Consider the following 21,159-nt stretch of genomic DNA (forward strand, 5'->3'; position numbering starts at 1 on the left):
GGGGAGGGAGGTCAGAGGAGGGGCGCGGGGTCCACGGGCGAGCCGTCCCGATGCACCGAGAAGTGCAGATGGCACCCGGACGAGAGGCCGGTGGAGCCGACGTGACCGATGACCTCGCCGGTGGTGACCGAGCTCCCGGGCCGTGCGCCGGTCCGGCCGAGATGGCTGTACGAGGTCGAGGTCGAGCCGGGGTGAGCGACCACGACCCGCAGACCGTAGGCGCCCGCGACGGCGGAGTCGGTGACGGTGCCGTCCGCCGCCGCCACCACCGGGGTGCCGCAGGGCGCCGCGATGTCGATGCCGTCGTGCAGCGTGCGCACGCCGGTGATCGGGTGGACCCGCTGGCCGAAACCGGAGCTCACCGGGCCGTCCACCGGTGGCCGGAACTCGCCGGTGCCGCTGCCGAGCGCCGGAGGTGCCGGGACGGGCCCGTCCGGGTCGATCAGGCGGAACCGGGACGTCCTCAACAGCTCCAACGGGTCGAGGTAGTCCTCCCCGCGCACCCGACCCAGGTGCAGGCACGCCGCGGCGCCGCACCCCGTGTGGCCACCGAGAAGTCGCCCGACGGGCGTACCGGGTTCGACGGCGTCGCCCACCTCGACGTCGGCCCGCACCGGCTGGTAGGTGGACCTCTCGGCACCGTGACTGATCGTGAGGACGTCGGTGCCACCCACCTGGCCGACGAAGCTGACCGTGCCCGCGGCCACGGACCGTACGGTGGCGCCGGGGTGCCCCGCAAGATCCACGCCGCGGTGCCCCGGGCCGTAGTCGGAGTCCGGAGGATCGAAGTCACGGTCCACCCGGAGGTCGCCGAGCGGCCACACCCATGGCGCCTCCGACGCCGGCGCCGGCAGGGGGTTGGTCAGCAGGAACAGGACGGGGACCAGCAGGAGCACGCGGCGCATGTCATCAGCGAACCCGTGCGCAGCCTCGGCCGGTACCGCCGCGGTGCCGGCGGTGGACACCGCGCGGACCGGCCCCGCCTGTGGATTTCTCCTCAGGCGGCTGCGTGCCCTACGATGGGGCCATCACTTCCACGGAAGTGAAATTCGCGCGCCCGGGTCCGCATGACGTGCTTGCACCGAATACGGGTCACGATCCTGGTCCGACGTCAGTCGGCGGTTCGTGTCAGGGGCGACAGGGCTCCACCGACCGGTGGGGCGTCAACCAGGACCGGGCACACCTGTGCCCACAAGGAGATACGACATGGCCGTCGTCACCATGCGCCAGCTGCTCGAGAGCGGCGTCCACTTCGGGCACCAGACCCGTCGCTGGAACCCCAAGATGAAGCGATTCATCTTCACTGAGCGCAACGGCATCTACATCATCGACCTGCAGCAGTCGCTGGCCTACATCGACGCCGGGTACGAGTTCGTCAAGACCACCGTCGCCCGCGGCGGCACGATCCTGTTCGTCGGCACCAAGCGCCAGGCGCAGGAGCCGATCGAGGAGCAGGCCAAGCGGGTCGGCATGCCGTACGTCAACCAGCGCTGGCTCGGCGGCATGCTCACCAACTTCCAGACGATGCACCAGCGCCTGCAGCGCATGAAGGAGCTCGAGACCGTCGACTTCGACGACGTCGCCGGCTCCAACCGCACCAAGAAGGAGCTGCTGCAGATGCGTCGCGAGTACGCGAAGCTCTCGCGCACGCTCGGCGGCATCCGTGAGATGGGCCGCACCCCGTCCGCGGTGTGGATCGTCGACACCAAGAAGGAGCACCTGGCGGTCGACGAGGCCAAGAAGCTCGGCATCCCGATCATCGCGATCCTCGACACCAACTGCGACCCCGACGACGTCGACTTCCCGATCCCGGGCAACGACGACGCCATCCGGTCGGTCAGCCTGCTGACGCGCGTCATCGCCGACGCCGTCGCCGAGGGCCTGATCGCCCGCGGTGGCGCCAAGACCGGCGACGAGGTCGCGGGCGAGGAGCTCGGCGGCGGCGAGCCGCTCGCCGAGTGGGAGGCCGAGCTGCTGGCCAGCAAGGCCGCCGAGGCCGAGGCTGCTGCGCCCGAGGCTGCCGCGCCCGCCGAGGCTGCTGCCCCCGAGGCCGCCGCTCCCGAGGCCGAGCCCACCGAGGTGCCGGCCAGCCCGGCCGTCACCGACGAGGCCCCGGCCGACGAGGCCCCCGCCGCCGAGGCCGAGCCGGCCGAGAAGGCCGCCGCTCCCGCCGAGTGACGACGCGTCACCGTTCACCCCACCACGCAGAACAGAAGGGTAGTCATGGCCATCGCCGCTGTTGACGTCAAGAAGCTCCGTGATGCCACGGGCGCCGGGATGATGGACGCCAAGAAGGCGCTCACCGAGGCCGAGGGTGATTTCGACAAGGCCGTCGAGATCCTGCGCATCACCGGGGCGGCCAAGGCCGCCAAGCGCGGTGCCGAGCGCGAGGCCTCCGCCGGCCTCGTCGCGAGCTCCGGCGCGGCGCTGGTCGAGCTCAACTCCGAGACCGACTTCGTCGCCAAGAACGAGCAGTTCATCGAGCTGGCCGACCAGCTCGCCGCTGCCGCCGACGCCGCGAAGCCGGCCGACGCCGCGGAGTTCGCCCAGGTGACCCTGGCCGACGGCCGCACCGTGGCCGACACGGTCAGCGGTCTGGCCGCGGTGATCGGCGAGAAGATCGAGCTCGGCCGTGTCGCCAGCTTCCACGGCCAGGTCGCCACGTACCTGCACCGTCGTGCCAGCGACCTGCCGCCCGCGGTCGGTGTGCTGGTCGAGTTCACCGGCGACGACGTCGACGCCGCCCGCGGTGCCGCCATGCAGATCGCCGCCATGCGTCCGCGCTTCCTCACGCGCGAGGAGGTCCCCGCCGAGCTCGTCGCCAAGGAGCGCGAGATCGCCGAGGCCACCGCCCGCGAGGAGGGCAAGCCGGAGCAGGCGATCGCGAAGATCACCGAGGGACGTCTCAACGGCTTCTTCAAGGAGGCCGTGCTGCTCGAGCAGGCGTCGGTGCAGGACAACAAGAAGACCGTCAAGGCCATGCTGGATGCTGCCGGTGTCACGCTCACCGGCTTCGCCCACATCGAGATCGGCGCCTGACCCACCGCACGTTCGAACCGACGGAAGGCCGAAGCCCATGGATGCACCACCGACTCCCCGGGCCTCGGCCTTCCCGTCGTTCGTGGGTGACCCGCACGCCCCGGCGCGGCCGCGTCGCGTGCTCCTGAAGCTGTCCGGCGAGGTCTTCGGTGGCGGCAGCATCGGGATCGACCCCGACGTCGTGGCCGCCATCGCCCGCGAGATCGCTGCCGCGGTCAGCGAGGGCGTCCAGGTGGCCATCGTCGTGGGCGGTGGCAACTTCTTCCGTGGCGCCGAGCTCAGTCAGCGCGGCATGGAGCGGTCGCGGGCCGACTACATCGGGATGCTCGGCACCGTCATGAACTGTCTGGCCCTGCAGGACTTCTGCGAGAAGCAGGGCCTCGACACCCGCGTGCAGTCGGCCATCACGATGGGCCAGGTCGCGGAGCCCTACATCCCGCGCCGAGCCATCCGCCACCTCGAGAAGGGGCGCGTCGTGATCTTCGGCGCCGGCGCCGGCATGCCGTACTTCTCGACCGACACCGTGTCGGCCCAGCGGGCCCTGGAGATCAAGGCCGACGCGGTGCTGATGAGCAAGAACGGCGTCGACGGCGTGTACAGCGCGGACCCGCGCACCGACCCGGACGCGGTCCGGTACGACGAGATCGGCTTCGCCGAGGTGCTGGCCCGCGGACTCAAGGTCGCCGACGCGGCCGCCTTCGCGCTCTGCATGGAGAACGACCTCCCGATGGTCGTCTTCGCGATGCAGGGTGAGGGCAACATCACCCGCGCCCTGCGAGGTGAGAGGATCGGAACGCTGGTGAGTGCCGGCTCCAAGGAGGACACACCGTGATCGACGAGACACTGCGCGAGGCCGACACCAAGATGGCCAAGGCGGTCGAGCACACCCGTGAGGAGTTCGCGGCGATCCGGACCGGACGCGCCCACCCGGCGATGTTCGCCCAGATCACCGCCGACTACTACGGCACGCCGACCCCCCTGCAGCAGCTCGCCGGGTTCCAGGTCCCCGAGCCGCGCACGGTCATCATCAGCCCCTATGACGCGGGCGCCAAGAGCGCGATCGAGCGCGCCATCCGAGACTCCGACCTCGGCGTCAATCCCACCGACGACGGCAAGGTCCTGCGGGTCAGCCTGCCCGAGCTCACCGAGGAGCGGCGCAAGGAGTACGTCAAGCTCGCGCGCACCAAGGCCGAGGACGGCAAGATCGCCGTCCGCAACCTGCGGCGCAATGCCAAGCAGGCGCTGGACCGGGCCGAGAAGGAGTCCGAGATCAGCAAGGATGACAACACCGGCGCGGAGAAGCGTCTGGACGCCCTCACCAAGAAGTACGTCGACCTGATCGACGAGGTGCTCAAGGGCAAAGAGGCCGAGCTCACCGAGGTCTGAGGCGATGTCGCACAGCTCCGGAACGGCGGCCGGTCCCGATCCGGCCCCGTCGCACGGTCGCGCGGGCCGTGACCTGCCCGCCGCGATCGGCGTCGGTCTGACCCTGGGGGTCACGATCGTCGCCTCGCTCTTCCTGCTGAAGGACCTGTTCCTGCTGGTCGTCCTGGCAGCCCTGCTGGTCGGGCTGTGGGAGCTGTCCCGGGCGTTCGGCTCGGCGCAGATCCGGATCCCGATCGTCCCCATCGGCGTCGGCGGCACCGTGATGCTCGTGTCGGCCTTCTACGCCGACATGGAGACCGCCGCCGTCGCGATGGCCCTCACCGTCATCGGCACGCTGGTCTGGCGGTTGTCCGACGGGGCCGACGGTTTCGTGCGGGACGCGAGCGCGGGCATCTTCTGCCTCGCCTACCTCTTCCTCATGGGCGCCTTCGTGCTCCTGATGCTCACCGAGGACGACGGACCGTTCCGGATCGTCGCCTTCATCGTGGCCACCGTCGCCTCCGACATCGGCGGCTACGTGGCCGGCGTCCTGTTCGGCAAGCATCCGATGGCTCCGACCATCAGTCCCAAGAAGTCCTGGGAGGGTTTCGCCGGGTCGCTGGTCGCCGGCATCGGTGCCGGCGTGCTCACCGTGACACTGGCTCTCGACGGCCGCTGGTGGGTCGGGTTGCTGCTCGGGGTCGCCGGGGTGGTCCTCGCCACGCTGGGCGACCTGTCGGAGTCGCTCATCAAGCGCGACCTCGGCATCAAGGACATGGGCTCGATCCTGCCCGGTCACGGCGGACTCATGGACCGCCTCGACTCGCTGATCGCGGTCGCGCCCGCCGCGTGGCTGATCCTGCACTACCTGGTCCCCGTGACGTCGACCTGACACGGGTGAGGCAGGCTTGGTGCATGTCGATCAAGGTCAGCCTCGAACACCGGACGACCTACCGCTTCGACCGCCCCGTCCGACTGGGCCCGCACGTCGTGCGGCTGCGCCCCGCGCCCCATGCCCGGACCCCGATCGAGGCGTACTCGCTCGACGTGCAGCCGGCCGACCACTTCCTCAACTGGCAGCAGGACCCGTTCGGCAACTGGATGGCCCGGTTGGTCTTCCCCGAGCCGGTGTCGACGCTGGACATCACGGTCGGGCTGGTGGCCGACCTGATGGTCATCAACCCGTTCGACTTCTTCATCGAGGAGTACGCCGAGCGCTTCCCGTTCGCCTACGAGCCCCAGCTGGCGGCCGACCTCGCTCCGTACCTGCGACCGGTCACCGAGGCGGGCACCGACGGCCCGGGCCCGGTGGTCACGTCGTGGCTCGCCGGACTGCCGGAGGTGGGGGACGAGGGGCTGGAGATGGTCCCCTTCCTCGTGCAGGTCAACGAGGCGGTCCACCGCGATGTCGCCTACTCCGTCCGGATGGAGGCCGGGGTCCAGTCGCCCGACGAGACGCTGACCCGGCGGATCGGGTCGTGCCGCGACAGCGCCTGGCTGCTCGTGTCGGTCCTGCGCCAGTACGGTCTGGCCGCACGCTTCGTCTCCGGCTACCTCGTGCAGCTCGCCACCGACCCGCTGGTGGCCGCCCAGGCGCTCGACGGACCGACGGGCGCGACCGAGGACTTCACCGACCTGCACGCCTGGGCCGAGGTGTACGTGCCCGGGGCCGGCTGGATCGGCCTCGACCCGACCTCCGCCCTCTTCGCCGGGGAGGGCCACATCCCGCTGTCGGCGACGCCGCACCCTGCGTCGGCCGCCCCCATCGAGGGCGTGACCGAGCCGGTCGAGGTGTCGTTCGCGTTCCACAACGAGGTGCGCCGCGTCCACGAGGACCCGCGGGTCACGCTGCCCTACACCGACCAGCAGTGGGAGCGCATCGACGACGTGGGCCGGTCGGTCGACGACCGCCTCGTGAGCGGAGACGTCCGGCTGACGATGGGTGGTGAGCCCACGTTCGTGTCCGTCGACGACATGACGTCCGAGCAGTGGACGACCGATGCCGACGGTGAGGACAAGCGCCGGCTGGCCGGGGAGCTCGCCGAACGGCTGAGGACGGTCTACGCGGCCGGCGGTGCCGTGCACCGGGGCCAGGGCAAGTGGTACCCGGGTGAGCCGCTGCCGCGCTGGCAGATCGCCTTGCAGTGGCGGACCGACGGCGAGCCGCTGTGGCCCGACCCGGACCTGCTGGCCGATCCGTGGGACCCGTCCGCAGCCCTGCCCGACGCCTCCGACCGCGCCGAACGCCTCGCGCGCGCCGTGACCGCAGCGGTGGGGGTGCCGGACGAGTGGCTGCTCGCAGCCTGGGAGGACCCGCTGGCGGTCCTCGCGGCCGAGGTGCGCCGGCCCGAGGGGGATCGTCCCGACACCGACCCGATGCACCCGGGGCGTGACCTGGTGGAGGCACTCGACGCGGCGGAGACCGGGCCGTCCGGATGGGTCCTGCCCCTGGCCACGGGGGAACAGTGGCGCAGCCCGGCGTGGTCGCTGCGGCGCGGACGCCTCGTGCTGACCCCGGGGGACTCCGCGGTGGGACTGCGTCTGCCCCTGGACTCGATCACGTGGACCGATCCCCGCCCCAGCGGCGACCCGTCGTACCTGGCGCCGGAGGGCCCCGTCACCGTGCGTGCGCCCCGGGCGGAGGTCGTCGACCCGGAGGACGAACCGACCACCGCGCTGGCGTTCGAGGCACGGGACGGTTTCGTGCACGTCTTCCTCCCGCCGACCGAACGACTGGAGGACTATGCCGAGCTGCTGGCGCTGGTCGGCGCGGCGGCGGTCGAGCATTCCACGCCGGTCGTTCTGGAGGGCTACGGCCCGCCGCCGGACCCCCGCCTGACGCAGCTGATCGTGACCCCCGACCCCGGCGTCATCGAGGTCAACGTGCAGCCGACCCGCTCGTGGGCGGAGATGCGGGCGTTGACCGACACGCTCTACGACGCCGCTCGTCGGACCCGCCTCGGGACCGAGAAGTTCGACCTCGACGGGTCGCACACCGGTACCGGTGGCGGCAACCACATCACCCTCGGCGGCATCGAGCCGGCCCAGTCCCCGCTGCTGCGTCGTCCGGACCTGCTCGTCAGCCTGCTCACGTACTGGCAACGCCACCCGTCCCTGTCCTACCTGTTCTCGGGACGCTTCATCGGGCCCACCAGCCAGGCACCGCGGTTCGACGAGGGTCGTCCGGAGGCCACCTACGAGATGGAGATTGCGTTTCAAGAGATTCGGCGACTTTCGCAGGGGTCGGGGGGTCATCCAAGACAGGATGGGCCGGGCGAGCCTGCTCCGTCACCACGCCCGTGGCTGGTCGACCGCGCCCTGCGGCACCTGCTGACCGACCTCACCGGCAACACCCACCGCGCCGAGTTCTGCATCGACAAGATGTACAGCCCGGACTCCTCGCGCGGCCGGCTCGGACTGCTGGAGCTGCGCGGGTTCGAGATGCCCCCGCACCCGCAGATGGCGATGGTGCAGGCGCTGCTGGTCCGTGCCCTCGTCGCGATGTTCTGGGAGAAGCCGCTCGTCGCCCCGCTGGTGCGGTGGGGGACCGGACTGCACGAGGACTTCCTGCTGCCCCGCGGCGTCGCGCGCGACATCGCCGCGGTCGTGGCCGACCTGCAGGCCCACGGCATCGACTTCGAACAGTCCTGGCTCGACCCGTTCGTGGAGTTCCGGTTCCCTCGGCTCGGCCAGGTCCACGTCGACACCGCCTCCGGACCGGTCGACCTGGAGCTGCGCGCGGGCATCGAGCCGTGGCACGTGCTGGGTGAGGAGTCCGCCTCCGGCGGCACGGCCCGCTACGTCGACTCGTCCGTCGAGCGGCTCCAGGTCGCCGTCGGCGGCATCGACCTCGCGACCCACCTGGTCGCGTGCAACGGGGTGCCGGTCCCGCTGACCCCGACCGGCGTGCCCGGCGAGTACTACGCGGGCGTCCGGTACCGGGCGTGGCAGCCCTGGTCGGCGCTGCACCCCTCGATCGAGGTGCAGTCCCCGTTGCGGTTCGACGTCGTCGACCGGGCGGCCGGCGTGTCCCTCGGCGGCTGCACCTACCACGTGGTGCATCCCGGCGGCCGGTCCTACGACCACCCGCCGGTGAACGCCGCCTCGGCCGAGGCGCGCCGCTCGTCGCGCTTCGAGACCCGCGGCCACACGCCGGGACGCCTCGACGTCGCCGCCATGCTGGAGTCGGCGCGCCAGGCGTCGTCGACGGAGTACCCGCGCACCCTGGACCTGCGGCGCGTCCCGCCGGCGGGCCCCCGCCCGTGACGGTCCTGCGGGACTACACGGCGGCCGTCACCCAACCCACGCTCGCCGACGAACCGGCGCGGTACGACGAGGTGGTCGCGCCCGACGGTGCCCTGCGACCGGCCTGGCGAGGGCTCGCTGCCAGCGCCATCGACCTCACCGAGACCGAGCTGCGCCGCGTCGGCCGCGACATCGACCGCTTCCTCGGCGACGACGGTGTGCGCTACTCCCGGCCGGGTGAGCCGTCCTCGCCGTGGCTGCTCGACCCGCTCCCGCTCGTCGTCACCGCCGAGGAGTGGGCTCCGCTGGAGGTCGGCCTGGCCCAACGGGCCGAGCTGTTGAACGCCGTCCTGGTCGACCTCTACGGTCCCCAGCGACTGCTGACGTCGGGCGTCGTGCCCCCGGCCGTCGTCTTCGGGCACAGCGGCTTCCTCCGGGTGATGGCCCGAGTTTCGGCCGCTGAGTCGCACCCCCTGCTCGTCACCGCCACCGACGTGGCGCGCACCGCCACGGGTGGGTGGCAGGTGCTGGCCGACCGTGCCCAGGCGCCCTCCGGCATCGGGTACGCGATGGAGAACCGGCGGGTCATCTCGCGGGTGGTGCCCGAGCTGTACCGAGACGCGGGTCTGCACCGCATGGCACCGTACTTCCAGGCTCTCCGGTCCACCCTGATGGACTCCGCACCCGGTGACGTCCCCGATCCGCGGGTCGTGGTGCTGACACCGGGCAGCCAGTCCGAGACCGCCTACGACCAGGCGTTCGTGGCCTCGAGCCTGGGATTCCCGCTGGTGCAGGGCAGCGACCTGGTCGTGCGTGACGGCGCGGTGTGGCTGCGGGTGTACGGCCGGCTCGAACGGGTCCACGTGGTGCTCCGGCGGGTCGACGCCGCCTGGAGTGATCCGCTGGAGCTGCGGGGCGACTCCCAGCTGGGCGTCGCCGGGCTCGTGGAGGCGGTGCGTCGAGGCACCGTGCGGGTCGTCAACGGCCTGGGGGCGGGAGTGCTGGAGAACCCCGCCCTGTTGCCGTTCATGGCCTCGATGTGCGAGGCGCTGCTCGACGAGCCGTTGCGTCTGCCGTCGGTTCCCACCCGCTGGCTCGGTGAGCCCGAGCACCTGGCCTGGGTGCGTGACCACCTGGCCGACGTGACGATCCGCACCATCGACCGCACCCCCGGGCTGCACGACCTGGGCCCGAGCGAGCTGCTGGCGAGGGTCGAGCGGGAGCCCCACCGGTACGTCGCGACCGAGGCGCCGGTGCTCTCGCAGGCCCCCGTGCTGGGCGCGACCGGAGCCGGGATCGTGCCGGGCCCGGTCCAGGTGCGGACGTTCACGATCCGCTACGGGTCGTCCTACCGCCCGCTCATGGGAGGGTTGGGTTCGGTCGTCGACGGCAGTCGGTTCGCCTCGAGCAAGGACGTCTGGGTCCTGAAGGAGCGACCCGACGAGCCGGACCAGCGGCTCACCGAGGTCCTGCCGATGACCAACGTCCGGGCACCGGCCGCGATGGTGCCGCGGGTGCTGGAGGACATGTTCTGGTTCGGTCGGTACGCCGAGCGGGCCGAGGACACCCTGCGGCTCGTCCTGGCGGCCCACGGGGCCGCCGACGACTTCCGGTCGCGCCCCCACTCCTCGGGCGCCGCGGCGTTGCGGGTCCTCATCGGGGCGCTCGAGCAGCTGAGCGCCTCCCCGTTCGACGACGGTGTGCTGGACGAGAACTTCCGGTCGTTGCTGCTGGACCCTCACCGCCCGGCGTCGGTCGCGCAGTCGGTGAGTGCCCTGCGCGACACCGCGCAGGCGGTGCGCGACCAGCTCTCGCCCGACGTCTGGCGCGTGTTCGGGTCGATCGACCGTTCGGCGCGGTCGCTGCAGGAGGTCCCGTACGGCTACCAGGTCAGCGAGAGCGCCGGCCGGATGCTGACGGCCGCCTCGGCGTTGCACGGCGTCACGGCCAACATGGTGCGGGACGAGGGCTGGCGGATGATCGGCGTCGGTCGGGCCGTCGAACGGAGCCTGCAGCTGAGCCGGTTGCTGCGCGCCACCGTGACGACGCGTCGTGGCATCGACGTCGACCGGGACGTGCACCAGGCGGTGCTGACCGTCGCCGAGAGCGCCGTCACCCACCGCCGCCGCTACCGGGGGTACGTCCGGCTCGCCAGCGTGCTCGACCTGCTGGTCTGCGACCCCGACAACCCGCGGTCCCTGTCGTTCAACCTCGAGGAGGTCGGCGTCCACCTCGCCCACCTGCCTGCGTCGACGGGGTCCACCCGTCCCGAGCGTCTCGTCGCCGACCTGGCCGACGAGGTCGCCCGGGTCGAGGTGGCGGCGTTGGTGGCGATCGAGGGAGAGCGCCGACCGAACCTGGAGGCCTTCCTCGACGCCGTCGTGCTGCAGCTGTCCCGTTTCGCCGACTCGGTCGCCGACCTGCACCTGGCGTCGGCGCCCGCGCCGCGCTCGTTCGGACTGCTCGGTGGCGGGGGTGGCCGATGAGGTACCGCGTGCGGCACACCACGACCTACACCTACGACGACGACGTGACCGACAGCTACGGGGTGGCCTATCTCGCACCGCGTCAGCTGCCCTGGCAGCAGGTGACCCAGCACGCGGTCGTGGTCGACCCCCGGCCCGCCGACACCGGCAGCGACACCGACTACTACGGCAACACCGCCACCTACTTCCAGGTCGACGAGCCGCACACCCGGCTGCGCATCGAGGCTGACAGCACGGTCGAGGTGGTCGCCGAGCAGCACGACCGGGCCGTTCTCGGCGCACCGTGGGAGCAGGCGCGCCCGTCTGCGCGTCCCGACGTCCTCGACGCCTGGTCGGCCGGCGACTTCGCGCTGCGTTCACCCCTGGTCGACCACACCGACGAGGCCTTCGCCTACGCGGCGCGCTCCCTCCTGCCGGGGCGGCCGATCGGGGAGGCGGCGACCGAGCTCATGCACCGCATCCACACCGACTTCGAGTACGAGCAGGGCGCCACGACCGTCTCCAGCACGATCGACGACGTGTTCGGTGCCCGCGCGGGGGTGTGTCAGGACTTCGCCCACCTGTCGATGGCCTGTCTCCGGTCGCACGGGCTGGCCGTCCGGTACGTCAGCGGCTACCTCGCCACCGATCCGCCACCCGGCAAGGAGCGGATCGTCGGCGCCGACGCGTCCCACGCGTGGGCGGCCGTCTGGCTGCCCGGTGACGGCTGGCTGGCGCTGGACCCGACCAACGACCAGCCGGTGGGGGACCGCTACGTCACCGTGGCCTGGGGGCGCGACTACGCCGACGTACCGCCCGTGAAGGGGGTCATCTTCACCGAGGCGAAGACCTCGAACCTGGCGGTGGAGGTCGACGTCGCCCCCTGCTGATCCACGTGGCGAACGGTGACCGTCGCGGGCCGCACAATGGGGACATGCGTGCCTTCACCTGCGGGATCTGCGACAGCCCCCTCTACTTCGAGAACTCGGTGTGCGTGTCGTGCGGCACCAACCTCGGATTCTCGCGGGACCGTCGCGAGATCGTGCCGGTCGACGAGGGCGGACGGTGGATCGATCCCGACGGCCTGGTCTGGCACGTGTGCGACAACCTCAACCTGTCCGGCTGCACCTGGTTGGCACCACTGGAGGGCGGGGCGTGCTCCGCGTGCGACCTCACCCGCACCCGGCCCTCCGACGACGACCTGACCGGACTGTCGCAGTTCCCGGTGGCCGAGGCGGCCAAGCGACACCTGTTGGTCGAGCTGGACACGCAGGGGCTCTCGTACGTCTCGCGCGACGACGACCCGGAGTTCGGGCTGTGCTTCGACATGCTGTCCAGCGTCGAGGAGAACGTGGTCATCGGCCACGAGGACGGGGTCATCACGATCGACCTCGCCGAGGGCGACGACGCCCACCGCGTGAAGGTGCGGGTCGAGCTGGCCGAGCCGTACCGCACGATGCTGGGCCACCTGCGGCACGAGGTCGGCCACTACATGGAGTTCCTGCACGTGCGGGGCGACCGGATCGCGGCCGCCCGGGAGCTGTTCGGCAACGAGGAGGCCAGCTATCCCGAGGCGATCGAGCGACACTACGAGCAGGGTCCTCCGGAGAACTGGGAGGACTCGTACATCAGCACCTACGCCACGATGCACCCCTTCGAGGACTTCGCCGAGACGTTCGCCCACGTGCTGCACATCACCGACACCGTCGACACGGCCGCCTCCTACGGACTGCTGGCGATCGACCCGTCGGCCTTCAGCTCGTTCCGTGACCTGGTCACGGGCGTCTGGGTGCCGCTGTCGACGGCACTGAACCAGATCAACCGCAGCATGGGTGCGCTCGACCTCTACCCGTTCGTCATCCCGCCGCCGGTGCTCGACAAGCTGGAGTTCGTCGCCTCCCTCCGCACCTGACCCCACCCCACCCCCCCCCTTCCGCGAGTGGCGCAGATCGGCTGTTTCGAGACGGCGTGTCGCCCCGAACTGCGCCACTCGTGACCAGGATTGCGCCGATGGGAGGATGGTCCGGTGACCGATGAACCGCGCAAGCCGCTCCCGCTGGTGTTCGAGGCGCCCCGTGGTCGGGGCAAGCCTCCACGACACCTCGCCGACCTCTCGACCGAGGAACGGACGGCCGCGGCCGCCGAGCTGGGGGAGCCCGCCTTCCGGGTCAAGCAGGTCGCCCACCACTACTACGCCCGGCTCGAGCGTGACCCCGCCGCGATGACCGATCTGCCCGCGGCGAACCGGGACCGCATCGCCGCAGCACTGCTGCCGACCCTGCTCGACCCCGTCCGGACGATGGAGGCCGACCGCGGCACCACGGTCAAGAACCTCTGGCGGCTGTTCGACGGCGCCCTGGTCGAGTCGGTCCTCATGCGGTACCTGTCCGCCGACGGTCCGGGCCGGGCGACCATCTGTGTCTCGAGCCAGGCCGGCTGCGGCATGGCGTGTCCGTTCTGCGCCACCGGGCAGGGCGGCCTGCAACGCAACATGAGCACGGCCGAGATCGTCGACCAGGTCGTCGACGCCGCCGGCCGCATGGCGCGCGGTGAGGTCGCCGGCGGCCCGGGCCGCCTCTCGAACGTGGTCTTCATGGGCATGGGGGAGCCGATGGCCAACTACCGGGCCGTCGTCGGCGCGATCCGGCGCATGGTCGCACCGGCGCCGGACGGCCTGGGCCTCTCGGCCCGCAACATCACCCTCAGCACCGTGGGCCTGGTGCCCCGCATCCGCCAGCTGACCGAGGAGGGCATCCCGGTCACCCTGGCGGTGTCGCTGCACGCCCCGGACGACGAGCTGCGCGACACCCTGGTGCCGATCAACACCCGGTGGAAGGTCGACGAGGTCGTCGACGCCGCGCGTGCGTACTTCGACGCGACCGGCCGTCGGGTCTCGATCGAGTACGCGATGATGCGTGACATCAACGACCAGGCGTGGCGTGCGGACCTGCTGGGCGACGTCCTGACGGCCCGGGGCGGGATCGGCTGGGTGCACGTGAACCTGATCCCGCTGAACCCCACGCCCGGATCGAAGTGGACCGCCTCACGGCGCGAGGACGAGCGGGAGTTCGTGCGCCGGCTCGAGGCCAAGGGCATCTCGACCACGGTCCGCGACACCCGAGGCAGCGACATCGACGGGGCCTGCGGTCAGCTGGCCGCGGCGGAGTGAGCCCTGTGGGTCGTGACGGACTGTCCGACCGCGTGACCGCCTGGCGGGATGCCGGTCGGTACCTCGAGCTGGGCGGGCACCGCATCTTCGTCCATGAACAGCCAGGTGACGGCACCACGGTGCTGGTGCTGCACGGCTACCCGGGGTCGAGCCACGACTTCGCGGAGGTCGTCGGACGGCTGTCGGCGCCGGTCGTGGCACCGGACCTCCTCGGCTACGGGTTCTCGGACAAGCCGACCCGCGCCACCTACTCGCTGTTCGAGCAGGCCGATCTGGTGGAACAGGTGGCGCGGGAGGTCGGGGTGCAGCGATGCGTCCTGGTGGCCCACGACATGGGCACGACGGTCGCGGCCGAGCTGCTGGCACGCCACCACGAGGGCCGCCTGTCCTTCGACGTGGACCAGGTCGTCCTCACCAACGGGTCGATCTTCATCGACCTGGCCCGACTGACGCGGGGGCAACGCGCCGGCCTGCGCCTCCGCTCGTGGCTCCCCGCCGTCGCGCTTCCCGGGGCCTTCGTCCGCCGCAGCCTGCGGGAGAGCATCGCGCCGGGGACCGACGTGGGCGCCGAGGATCTCGCGGACCTGCTCGGTCTGATCGGCCGGGGCGGGGGTCGTCGTGTGCTGCTCCGGCAGCTCGTGTACCTCGAGGAGCGCCGTCGCCACCAGGCGCGTTGGACCGCGGGCCTGGTCGACTTTCCCGGACCGGTGACCGCCGCGTGGGGCCTGCGGGACCCGATCGCGATCCCCGCCATGGTCGACCGCCTGGGCGAGCTCCGTCCCGCCACCACGGTCGTGTCCTGGCCGGACGTCGGCCACTGGCCGAGCCTCGAGGCGCCCGACCGCCTCGCAGCGGTGATCCGGGAGTGCGTGGACTCCGGCGGGTGACGCCGGCCGGCCGCTCGGTAGCGTGGGGTTCATGCCCGATGCCCCCGTGCTGTCGTCCGAGCGCGACGGCGACGTCGTCCTGCTGACCCTGCGCCGCCCCGAGCGCCGCAACGCGCTCAACACCGAGCTGTGCCGGGCGATCCACGCCGCGGTCGACGAGGCGGTCGAGGCCGGGGCCCGCGTCCTCGTCGTCACCGGAGAGGGCACCGCGTTCTGCTCCGGCGCCGATCTCGGGGGGGTGTACGGCGACGAGTTCCTCGACGCGCTCTACGGGATGCTGCACCACCTCGCGAAGGTTCCGGTGCCGATCGTCGCGGCGGTCAACGGTCCCGCGATCGGCGCCGGCACCCAGCTGGCCATGGCGTGCGACCTGCGGGTCGCCGACGAGAGCGCGGTGTTCGCCGTGCCCACCGGCCGCAACGGCATGGCGGTCGACGCCTGGACGATCCGCACGCTCGCCCAGCTCGCCGGCTCCGGGCCGGCTCGCCGACTGATGCTGGCCGCGGAGTCGCTGGACCGCGACGCGGCGCTCGGCCACGGCCTCGCGGACCGCTCGGGCACCCTCGACGTCGCCATCGACTGGGCCCGCGACATCGCCACCCTGGCTCCCCTGAGCCTCGCGCACAACAAGCTCGTGCTGAACGGGTCCGCTGCCGACGACGACGCGATCGCCGCGTCCTTCACGGCCGTGTGGGCCAGCGAGGACGTCCGTGAGGGCGCCGCTGCCCGGGCCGAGAAGCGCCGTCCGACCTTCACCGGCCGCTGATGCCGTCCGCCGAACCCAGCCTCGCGTTCCGGCTGCTCGACGTCCACGTGATCCACGGGCGGGCCGACGACCGGGCCGTGCAGCACCCCGACCTCACCCGGTCGTTCGCCGAGCTCCTGCACGAGTCGGCCAGCCTGGCGGGAGGCCTGAGGATGATGGGCCTGGGCCCGGAGGACGTCCTGGTGCTCCGGTCGCCGTCGGTGCAGGTGCGTGTCGTCACGGTGCTCGCGTGCATCCGCCTCGGTGCGCACGTCGAGGACGACGCCGTGTCGCCGCATGCCGTCGTCGAGGGCGATCCGGCGCAGGTGGTGCTCGGCGACGCCGCCGAGTCGTGGGCGGTCCTGCTGAAGGCCGGACGTGGCGACCCGGCGGAGGCCGCGCCCACCGACCCGCCGGGCTACGCAGCCCGGGTCGCCGAGCAGCACGCGGACCTGGTCGAACCCCTGCTGGCCGGCCGCCCCGTCTCCCTTCCCCGCTGAGCGTGACGATTCGGCCCTGAATCCGGTCGATCCGGGGCAGAATCGTCACGCCCAGCGAGGGCTGGGGATTCCGCTGGGGTGGGAGTCAGTCGGTCGTGAGGTCGAGCACCTGGGACCAGGCCGAGCGGCGGGCCTGCGGGTCGTCGGACTGCCAGGGCAGGTAGTACGTCGGGCGGGCCCGGCGGTCGCACCAGAACTGGCCGGTGGTGTCGGTCGCTCGCTCCGACGCCGCCAACCACACGATGGTGTCGGCGCCCTGCTCGGCCGTGCGCAGGATCGGCCCGGCCACCCGGGCGAAGCGCGGCATCGACTCGCTCACACCGGGGGTGTCGGCCCACCCCGGGTGCATGCTGTGCACCGCGATGCCGTCAGCGTCGTACCGGGCGGCGAGCTCCTCGGCCATGGTGACCTGCAACCGCTTGGTGCGCGCGTAGGCACGGATGCCCTCGTAGGTCCCGCGGCGGAACTCCAGGTCGTCGCTGATCGAGGTGTCCAACGGGGCCGAGTACATGCCGCCGGACGAGACCACCACGACGCGCGGCGACTCCTCGGCGACGAGCAACGGACGCAGCAGCTCGGTCATCAGCACCGGGCCGAGGACATGCGTCGCGAGCGTCGACTCGTGGCCCTGGGCGGACACGGTGCGTTCCGGGGGCATCACCCCGGCGTTGTGGACCAGCGCGTGCAACCCGTCGAGGCGGCCGGTGAGGTCGGCCGCGTAGCTGCGCACCGCATCCAGGTCGCTGACGTCGCACACGTCCTCCACCAGGTCCGCAGCAGGCACCTCGCGGCGGATGGCCTCGGCTGACTCGGCCAGGCGCGGCCCGGAGCGACCCACCAGGTGGACGGTCGCGCCGAGCGCCGCGAGACCCGTGGCGGTGGCCCGCCCCAGCCCGCCGCTGCCACCGGTCACGACCACGTGCCGCCCGGCGAGCGACCCGGGCTCGGGGTCGGCCGGCCACCACCGGCGGCGCAACGCCATGCCGATGCGGGAGTAGCCGAGGACGAGGGACTTGTCGAGCGCCGTGTCGAGCGCTGCGGTGACCGGGCCGGTCGATGAGGTCATGGCACCACGGTAGGCGGGCCCGGCCCTCACAGCAGGTCGGCCTCGTGCATCGCGATCGCCACCTGCACCCGGTTGGTCACGTCGAGCTTGCTGAAGATGTGCGAGATGTGGGCCTTCGCCGTGGCCAGACTCATGTGCAGGTCAGCCGCGATCTCGGCGTTCGACCGACCCCGTCCGATCGCGACCGCCACCTCGATCTCCCGCTCGGTCAGCAGGTCGATCCGGGCCCGTGCGGCGGTGCTGTCCTCGGTGGGGGCGGCGTCGGTGACCTGGCGGATCAGCTGCGCCGTGACCGTCGGCGAGAGTGCCGGTTCGCCGTCGACGACACGGTGGATCGCCGAGATGATCTCGGCGGGTGGCGTGTCCTTGAGCAGGAACCCCGAGGCGCCGGCGGCGAGCGCTCGCACGACGAGGTCGTCGGCGTCGAAGGTGGTGAGGACGATCACGTGCGGCGGATCGGTCAGGCCACGGATCTGCCCGGTGGCCGAGATGCCGTCCAGCACCGGCATCCGGATGTCCATGAGGACCAGGTCGACGCCCCCGGACCGCACCGCGGCCACGGCCTCGCGGCCGTCCGGGCACTCACCCACCACCTCGAGGTCGGCTGCACCGCCGAGGATCAGGGTCAGCCCCGCCCGGACCAGGGCGTCGTCGTCGACGACGAGCACGCGGACGCTCATGCGGGCCACGGTAGCCAGACCCGCAGGCCGAAGTCCTGCTCGCCCTCGCGTCGGTGGATCGTGCCGCCCGCGAGGGCGATCCGCTCGGACAGGCCGACCAGCCCGAGCCCCGAGCTCGGCAGGGACTCGCCGCCGGAGCCGATCGGGTACGGGTTGGAGACGTCGAGATGGATCCCCGTGCCCGCGGCGCCGCGCAGGTGCAGGACCACCCGGGTGTCCGGGGCGTGCTTGCGGGCGTTGGTGAGCGCCTCCTGCACCGCCCGGTACAGCGTGCGGCCGATGGCGGTGGGCACGGCCGAGAGGTCGATGTCGAGGACGGCGACCAGGCGGGTCCCGGCGGCACGGGCTTCGTCGACCAGCGCGGTGACGTCGTCGGCAGCCGGTTGCGGCCGCTCGGGGCCGGCGTCCCCGGGGCCCTCCCGCAGCACACCCAGCACCTCTCGCAGCTCCACCAGCGCCTGGTGGGAGCTGGTCTGGATGATCTCCGCCGACGTGCGCACCTGCTCGGGGGTGAGGTCGTCGCGGTAGGTGAGCACCCCGGCGTGCATGGTGACCATCGAGATCCGGTGCGCGAGCACGTCGTGCATCTCACGGGCGATGCGGTTGCGCTCGGCGACCCGAGCCTGGGCGACCCGGGCCGCCTGCTCCGCCTCGGAGGTCTCGGCCCGCTCGCGCAGGGTCGCCAGCAGCTCACGCCGGGACCCGATGAACATGCCCCAGCCGATCGTCACCGCGACGATCGTCAGGACGATCGGAGCCGTGACCAGGAAGCCGTCCTGCACCTCGGCGGGATCGATGGCGGCGAACACCAGCGCGGCGGCCGCCGTGGTGACGCCGACCGGCAGGATCTCGACCCAGCGCCGGCGGGTCGCCATCGAGAACAACGCCCACGTGGCCGGACCACCGCTGGTCATCGACACCACCGAGGCCACGTTCGTCCCCATGGCGACAGCGAAGGGGTAGCGACGGCGCCAACGGCAGGCCGCGAAGCTCACCACGCCGATCGCGAGGTCGAGCCAGAACCACCACCGGGCGTTCTCCCACTGCCACCGGCCCACCTCGAACCAGGCGAGAGCCGAGATCAGGACGCTGAGGCCGATCCGCCACGCCATGCCCCACCGCGAGACCGGCGGGGGTGGGGCGACGGCGTTCACGACGCTCAGCCTACGGCGGCGTCCGGCGCCCCGGCGTCGGTCGTGCGGCCGGACCTTCTCCGCCTTTCGGCGAGGTTCGACGCGCCCCACGGCCGATGCGCGGCGGGGGAGCCATGGGGGAGAGTGGGGTCATGATCACTGTCGAACACCTCACGAAGACGTACGGCGGGTTCCGCGCCGTCGACGACGTCACCTTCTCCTGCCGACCGGGAGCCGTCACCGGCTTCCTGGGGCCCAACGGCGCCGGCAAGTCCACGACCATGCGGATCATGGCCGGCCTGACCCCGGCGACGTCGGGCGACGCCAGGGTCGGCGGCGTCCGCTACCAGGACATCCCGAACCCCGGTACGCAGATCGGGGTCCTGCTGGACGCGTCCGCGCAGCACGCCGGCCGGACCGGTCGCGAGATCCTCGCGCTGAGCGCGGCCACCATGGGCCTGCCGACCAGCCGGGTCGACGAGATGCTCAAGCTGGTGAGCCTGACGCCCTCGGAGTCCAAGCGGCGCGTCAAGAACTACTCCCTGGGCATGCGTCAGCGGCTCGGCATCGCCAACGCCCTGCTGGGTGACCCCAAGATCCTGATCCTCGACGAGCCGGCCAACGGGCTCGACCCGGCCGGCATCCACTGGATGCGCAGCCTGCTGCGCGAGTACGCCAACCGGGGCGGCACCGTGCTGCTGTCGTCGCACCTGCTCCACGAGATCGAGGTCATCGCCGACGAGATCATCGTCATCGGCAACGGCCGGATCGTCGCGCAGGGCACCAAGGAGCAGCTCCTGCAGACCGCGGGCACCTTCGTCAAGGCCGCGGACCCGTCGGCCCTGGCCCACGCGCTCACCGCGGCCGGCATCACCGCGGGCCCGTCGGGCGACGGCGGTCTGCGGACCGAGTCGACCCCCGAGGAGGTCGGGCGAGTGGCGGCCGCCGCCGGGGTGGCGCTGGTCGAGCTCCGCCCCGCCGACGGCGCCGGTCTCGAGGAGATGTTCCTCGAGCTGACGGCCGAGAACCAGCGCGAAGCCACGACCCCCGAAGGAGCCTCCGCATGAGCACCACCCACGCACCGGTCACCGTCCACACCGACCGACCCGGCGTCCCGCTGAGTCGTATCGTCCGGGTCGAGCTCCGCAAGATGTTCAACACCCGGTCAGGCTTCTGGCTGATGATGAGCATCGCCATCACGGCGCTGCTGGCCACGGCGAGCGTCATCCTGTTCGCGCCCGACAGCGTCATCACCTACAACAGCTTCGGCAGTGCGATCGGGGTGCCGTTCGGCGTCATCCTGCCCGTGGTGGCGATCCTCTCGGTCACCAGCGAGTGGAGCCAGCGCACCGGACTGATCACGTTCACGCTGGTGCCGCACCGGGGCCAGGTGGTGGCGGCCAAGGGCATCGCTGCCGTCATCGTGGCGGTGGCGTCGATGCTGTTCTCCTTCGGCGTCGGAGCGCTCGGCAACGTGGTGGGCGCGGCCGTCAACGGCGTCGACACGGTGTGGAACGTGACCGTCACCGACATGCTGCTGATCACGCTCGGCAACGTCCTCGGTCTGCTCATCGGATTCATGCTGGGCGTGGTCATCCGCAACTCCGCGGGAGCGATCGTCGGCTACTTCGCCTACGCGTTCGTCGTGCCGACCATCTTCGGCATCCTCGCGTTCTTCCAGGACTGGTTCGACCGCATCCAGCCGTGGATCGACTTCGGCGACGCCCAGGTGCCGCTGTTCGAGACGTCCATCAGCGGTGAGGAGTGGGCGCAGCTCGGGGTCTCGGGCCTGATCTGGCTGGTCGTCCCGCTCACGCTGGGCGTCATGGCCGTCCTGCGGTCCGAGGTCAAGTAGCCGCGGTCCG

General features: G+C 71.8%; 19 protein-coding genes. 15 read left to right on the forward strand and 4 right to left on the reverse strand.

Going from position 1 to position 21,159, the window contains the following annotated elements; genetic code table 11:
* Window positions 1-11 precede the first annotated feature (11 nt).
* Complete coding sequence (locus HMPREF0063_RS16180; RefSeq protein WP_156794037.1) at window positions 12-905, reverse strand: peptidoglycan DD-metalloendopeptidase family protein; 894 nt, start codon at window positions 903-905, stop codon at window positions 12-14.
* A 301-nt stretch (window positions 906-1,206) separates the two neighbouring features.
* On the opposite strand from HMPREF0063_RS16180, the gene rpsB reads away from it, so the two are divergent.
* The 13 genes from rpsB to HMPREF0063_RS04505 all read left to right on the forward strand — a co-directional run bounded on the left by rpsB (window position 1,207) and on the right by HMPREF0063_RS04505 (window position 16,415).
* Window positions 1,207-2,178: a 30S ribosomal protein S2 gene (gene rpsB / locus HMPREF0063_RS04445; protein ID WP_007077458.1), complete on the forward strand. Its 972-nt coding sequence runs from the start codon at window positions 1,207-1,209 to the stop codon at window positions 2,176-2,178.
* 45 nt (window positions 2,179-2,223) lie between these two features.
* Window positions 2,224-3,039, forward strand: coding sequence for a translation elongation factor Ts (tsf, locus tag HMPREF0063_RS04450; RefSeq protein ID WP_007077459.1), 816 nt, complete (start codon window positions 2,224-2,226; stop codon window positions 3,037-3,039).
* Between the two features lie 37 nt (window positions 3,040-3,076).
* Window positions 3,077-3,871, forward strand: coding sequence for a UMP kinase (gene pyrH / locus HMPREF0063_RS04455; protein ID WP_007077460.1), 795 nt, complete (start codon window positions 3,077-3,079; stop codon window positions 3,869-3,871).
* Window positions 3,871-4,425, forward strand: coding sequence for a ribosome recycling factor (frr, locus tag HMPREF0063_RS04460; RefSeq protein ID WP_211208788.1), 555 nt, complete (start codon window positions 3,871-3,873; stop codon window positions 4,423-4,425). The genes pyrH and frr overlap by 1 nt, the downstream gene beginning before the upstream one ends.
* Before the next feature lie 4 nt (window positions 4,426-4,429).
* Complete coding sequence (locus HMPREF0063_RS04465; protein WP_007077462.1) at window positions 4,430-5,296, forward strand: phosphatidate cytidylyltransferase; 867 nt, start codon at window positions 4,430-4,432, stop codon at window positions 5,294-5,296.
* A gap of 23 nt (window positions 5,297-5,319) precedes the next feature.
* Complete coding sequence (locus HMPREF0063_RS04470) at window positions 5,320-8,670, forward strand: transglutaminase family protein (protein ID WP_007077463.1); 3,351 nt, start codon at window positions 5,320-5,322, stop codon at window positions 8,668-8,670.
* Window positions 8,667-11,135, forward strand: coding sequence for a circularly permuted type 2 ATP-grasp protein (locus HMPREF0063_RS04475; RefSeq protein ID WP_007077464.1), 2,469 nt, complete (start codon window positions 8,667-8,669; stop codon window positions 11,133-11,135). Before HMPREF0063_RS04470 ends, HMPREF0063_RS04475 begins: the two co-directional genes overlap by 4 nt.
* Window positions 11,132-12,004, forward strand: a complete 873-nt coding sequence (locus tag HMPREF0063_RS04480) for a transglutaminase family protein (protein WP_007077465.1) — start codon at window positions 11,132-11,134, stop codon at window positions 12,002-12,004. The genes HMPREF0063_RS04475 and HMPREF0063_RS04480 overlap by 4 nt, the downstream gene beginning before the upstream one ends.
* A gap of 44 nt (window positions 12,005-12,048) precedes the next feature.
* The gene (locus tag HMPREF0063_RS04485; protein WP_007077466.1) at window positions 12,049-13,026 is read left to right on the forward strand and encodes a zinc-binding metallopeptidase family protein; all 978 of its coding nucleotides are present in this window, start codon (window positions 12,049-12,051) and stop codon (window positions 13,024-13,026) included.
* A 114-nt stretch (window positions 13,027-13,140) separates the two neighbouring features.
* Window positions 13,141-14,283, forward strand: coding sequence for a dual-specificity RNA methyltransferase RlmN (rlmN, locus tag HMPREF0063_RS04490; RefSeq protein ID WP_007077467.1), 1,143 nt, complete (start codon window positions 13,141-13,143; stop codon window positions 14,281-14,283).
* Between the two features lie 32 nt (window positions 14,284-14,315).
* Entirely contained in the window at window positions 14,316-15,170 is an 855-nt protein-coding gene (locus HMPREF0063_RS04495) for an alpha/beta fold hydrolase (RefSeq protein ID WP_169309968.1), read from the forward strand.
* 31 nt (window positions 15,171-15,201) lie between these two features.
* A complete protein-coding gene (locus tag HMPREF0063_RS04500; protein WP_007077469.1) occupies window positions 15,202-15,936 on the forward strand; it encodes an enoyl-CoA hydratase in 735 nt (244 codons plus the stop codon).
* Entirely contained in the window at window positions 15,936-16,415 is a 480-nt protein-coding gene (locus HMPREF0063_RS04505; protein WP_007077470.1) for an AMP-binding protein, read from the forward strand. The genes HMPREF0063_RS04500 and HMPREF0063_RS04505 overlap by 1 nt, the downstream gene beginning before the upstream one ends.
* 85 nt (window positions 16,416-16,500) lie before the next feature.
* Here the strand turns inward: HMPREF0063_RS04505 and HMPREF0063_RS04510 are convergent, their stop codons facing one another.
* Genes HMPREF0063_RS04510 through HMPREF0063_RS04520 form a run of 3 tightly spaced genes read right to left on the reverse strand, consistent with a single transcriptional unit; the run spans window position 16,501 to window position 19,315 of the window.
* Window positions 16,501-17,481 (reverse strand): SDR family NAD(P)-dependent oxidoreductase, encoded by a 981-nt coding sequence (locus tag HMPREF0063_RS04510; protein WP_007077471.1) that lies wholly within the window; start codon window positions 17,479-17,481, stop codon window positions 16,501-16,503.
* 26 nt (window positions 17,482-17,507) lie between these two features.
* Window positions 17,508-18,161 carry a response regulator transcription factor gene (locus HMPREF0063_RS04515; protein WP_007077472.1) on the reverse strand — a complete coding sequence of 218 codons (654 nt, stop codon included), beginning with the start codon at window positions 18,159-18,161 and terminating at the stop codon, window positions 17,508-17,510.
* Window positions 18,158-19,315: a sensor histidine kinase gene (locus tag HMPREF0063_RS04520; protein ID WP_007077473.1), complete on the reverse strand. Its 1,158-nt coding sequence runs from the start codon at window positions 19,313-19,315 to the stop codon at window positions 18,158-18,160. Before HMPREF0063_RS04520 ends, HMPREF0063_RS04515 begins: the two co-directional genes overlap by 4 nt.
* Window positions 19,316-19,446: 131 nt before the next feature.
* On the opposite strand from HMPREF0063_RS04520, the gene HMPREF0063_RS04525 reads away from it, so the two are divergent.
* The gene (locus tag HMPREF0063_RS04525) at window positions 19,447-20,361 is read left to right on the forward strand and encodes an ABC transporter ATP-binding protein (RefSeq protein ID WP_040320094.1); all 915 of its coding nucleotides are present in this window, start codon (window positions 19,447-19,449) and stop codon (window positions 20,359-20,361) included.
* A complete protein-coding gene (locus tag HMPREF0063_RS04530; protein ID WP_007077475.1) occupies window positions 20,358-21,149 on the forward strand; it encodes an ABC transporter permease in 792 nt (263 codons plus the stop codon). Before HMPREF0063_RS04525 ends, HMPREF0063_RS04530 begins: the two co-directional genes overlap by 4 nt.
* The last annotated feature ends 10 nt before the right edge of the window (window positions 21,150-21,159 follow it).

This window comes from Aeromicrobium marinum DSM 15272, assembly GCF_000160775.2.
GTDB classification, from domain to species: Bacteria; Actinomycetota; Actinomycetes; order Propionibacteriales; family Nocardioidaceae; genus Aeromicrobium; species Aeromicrobium marinum.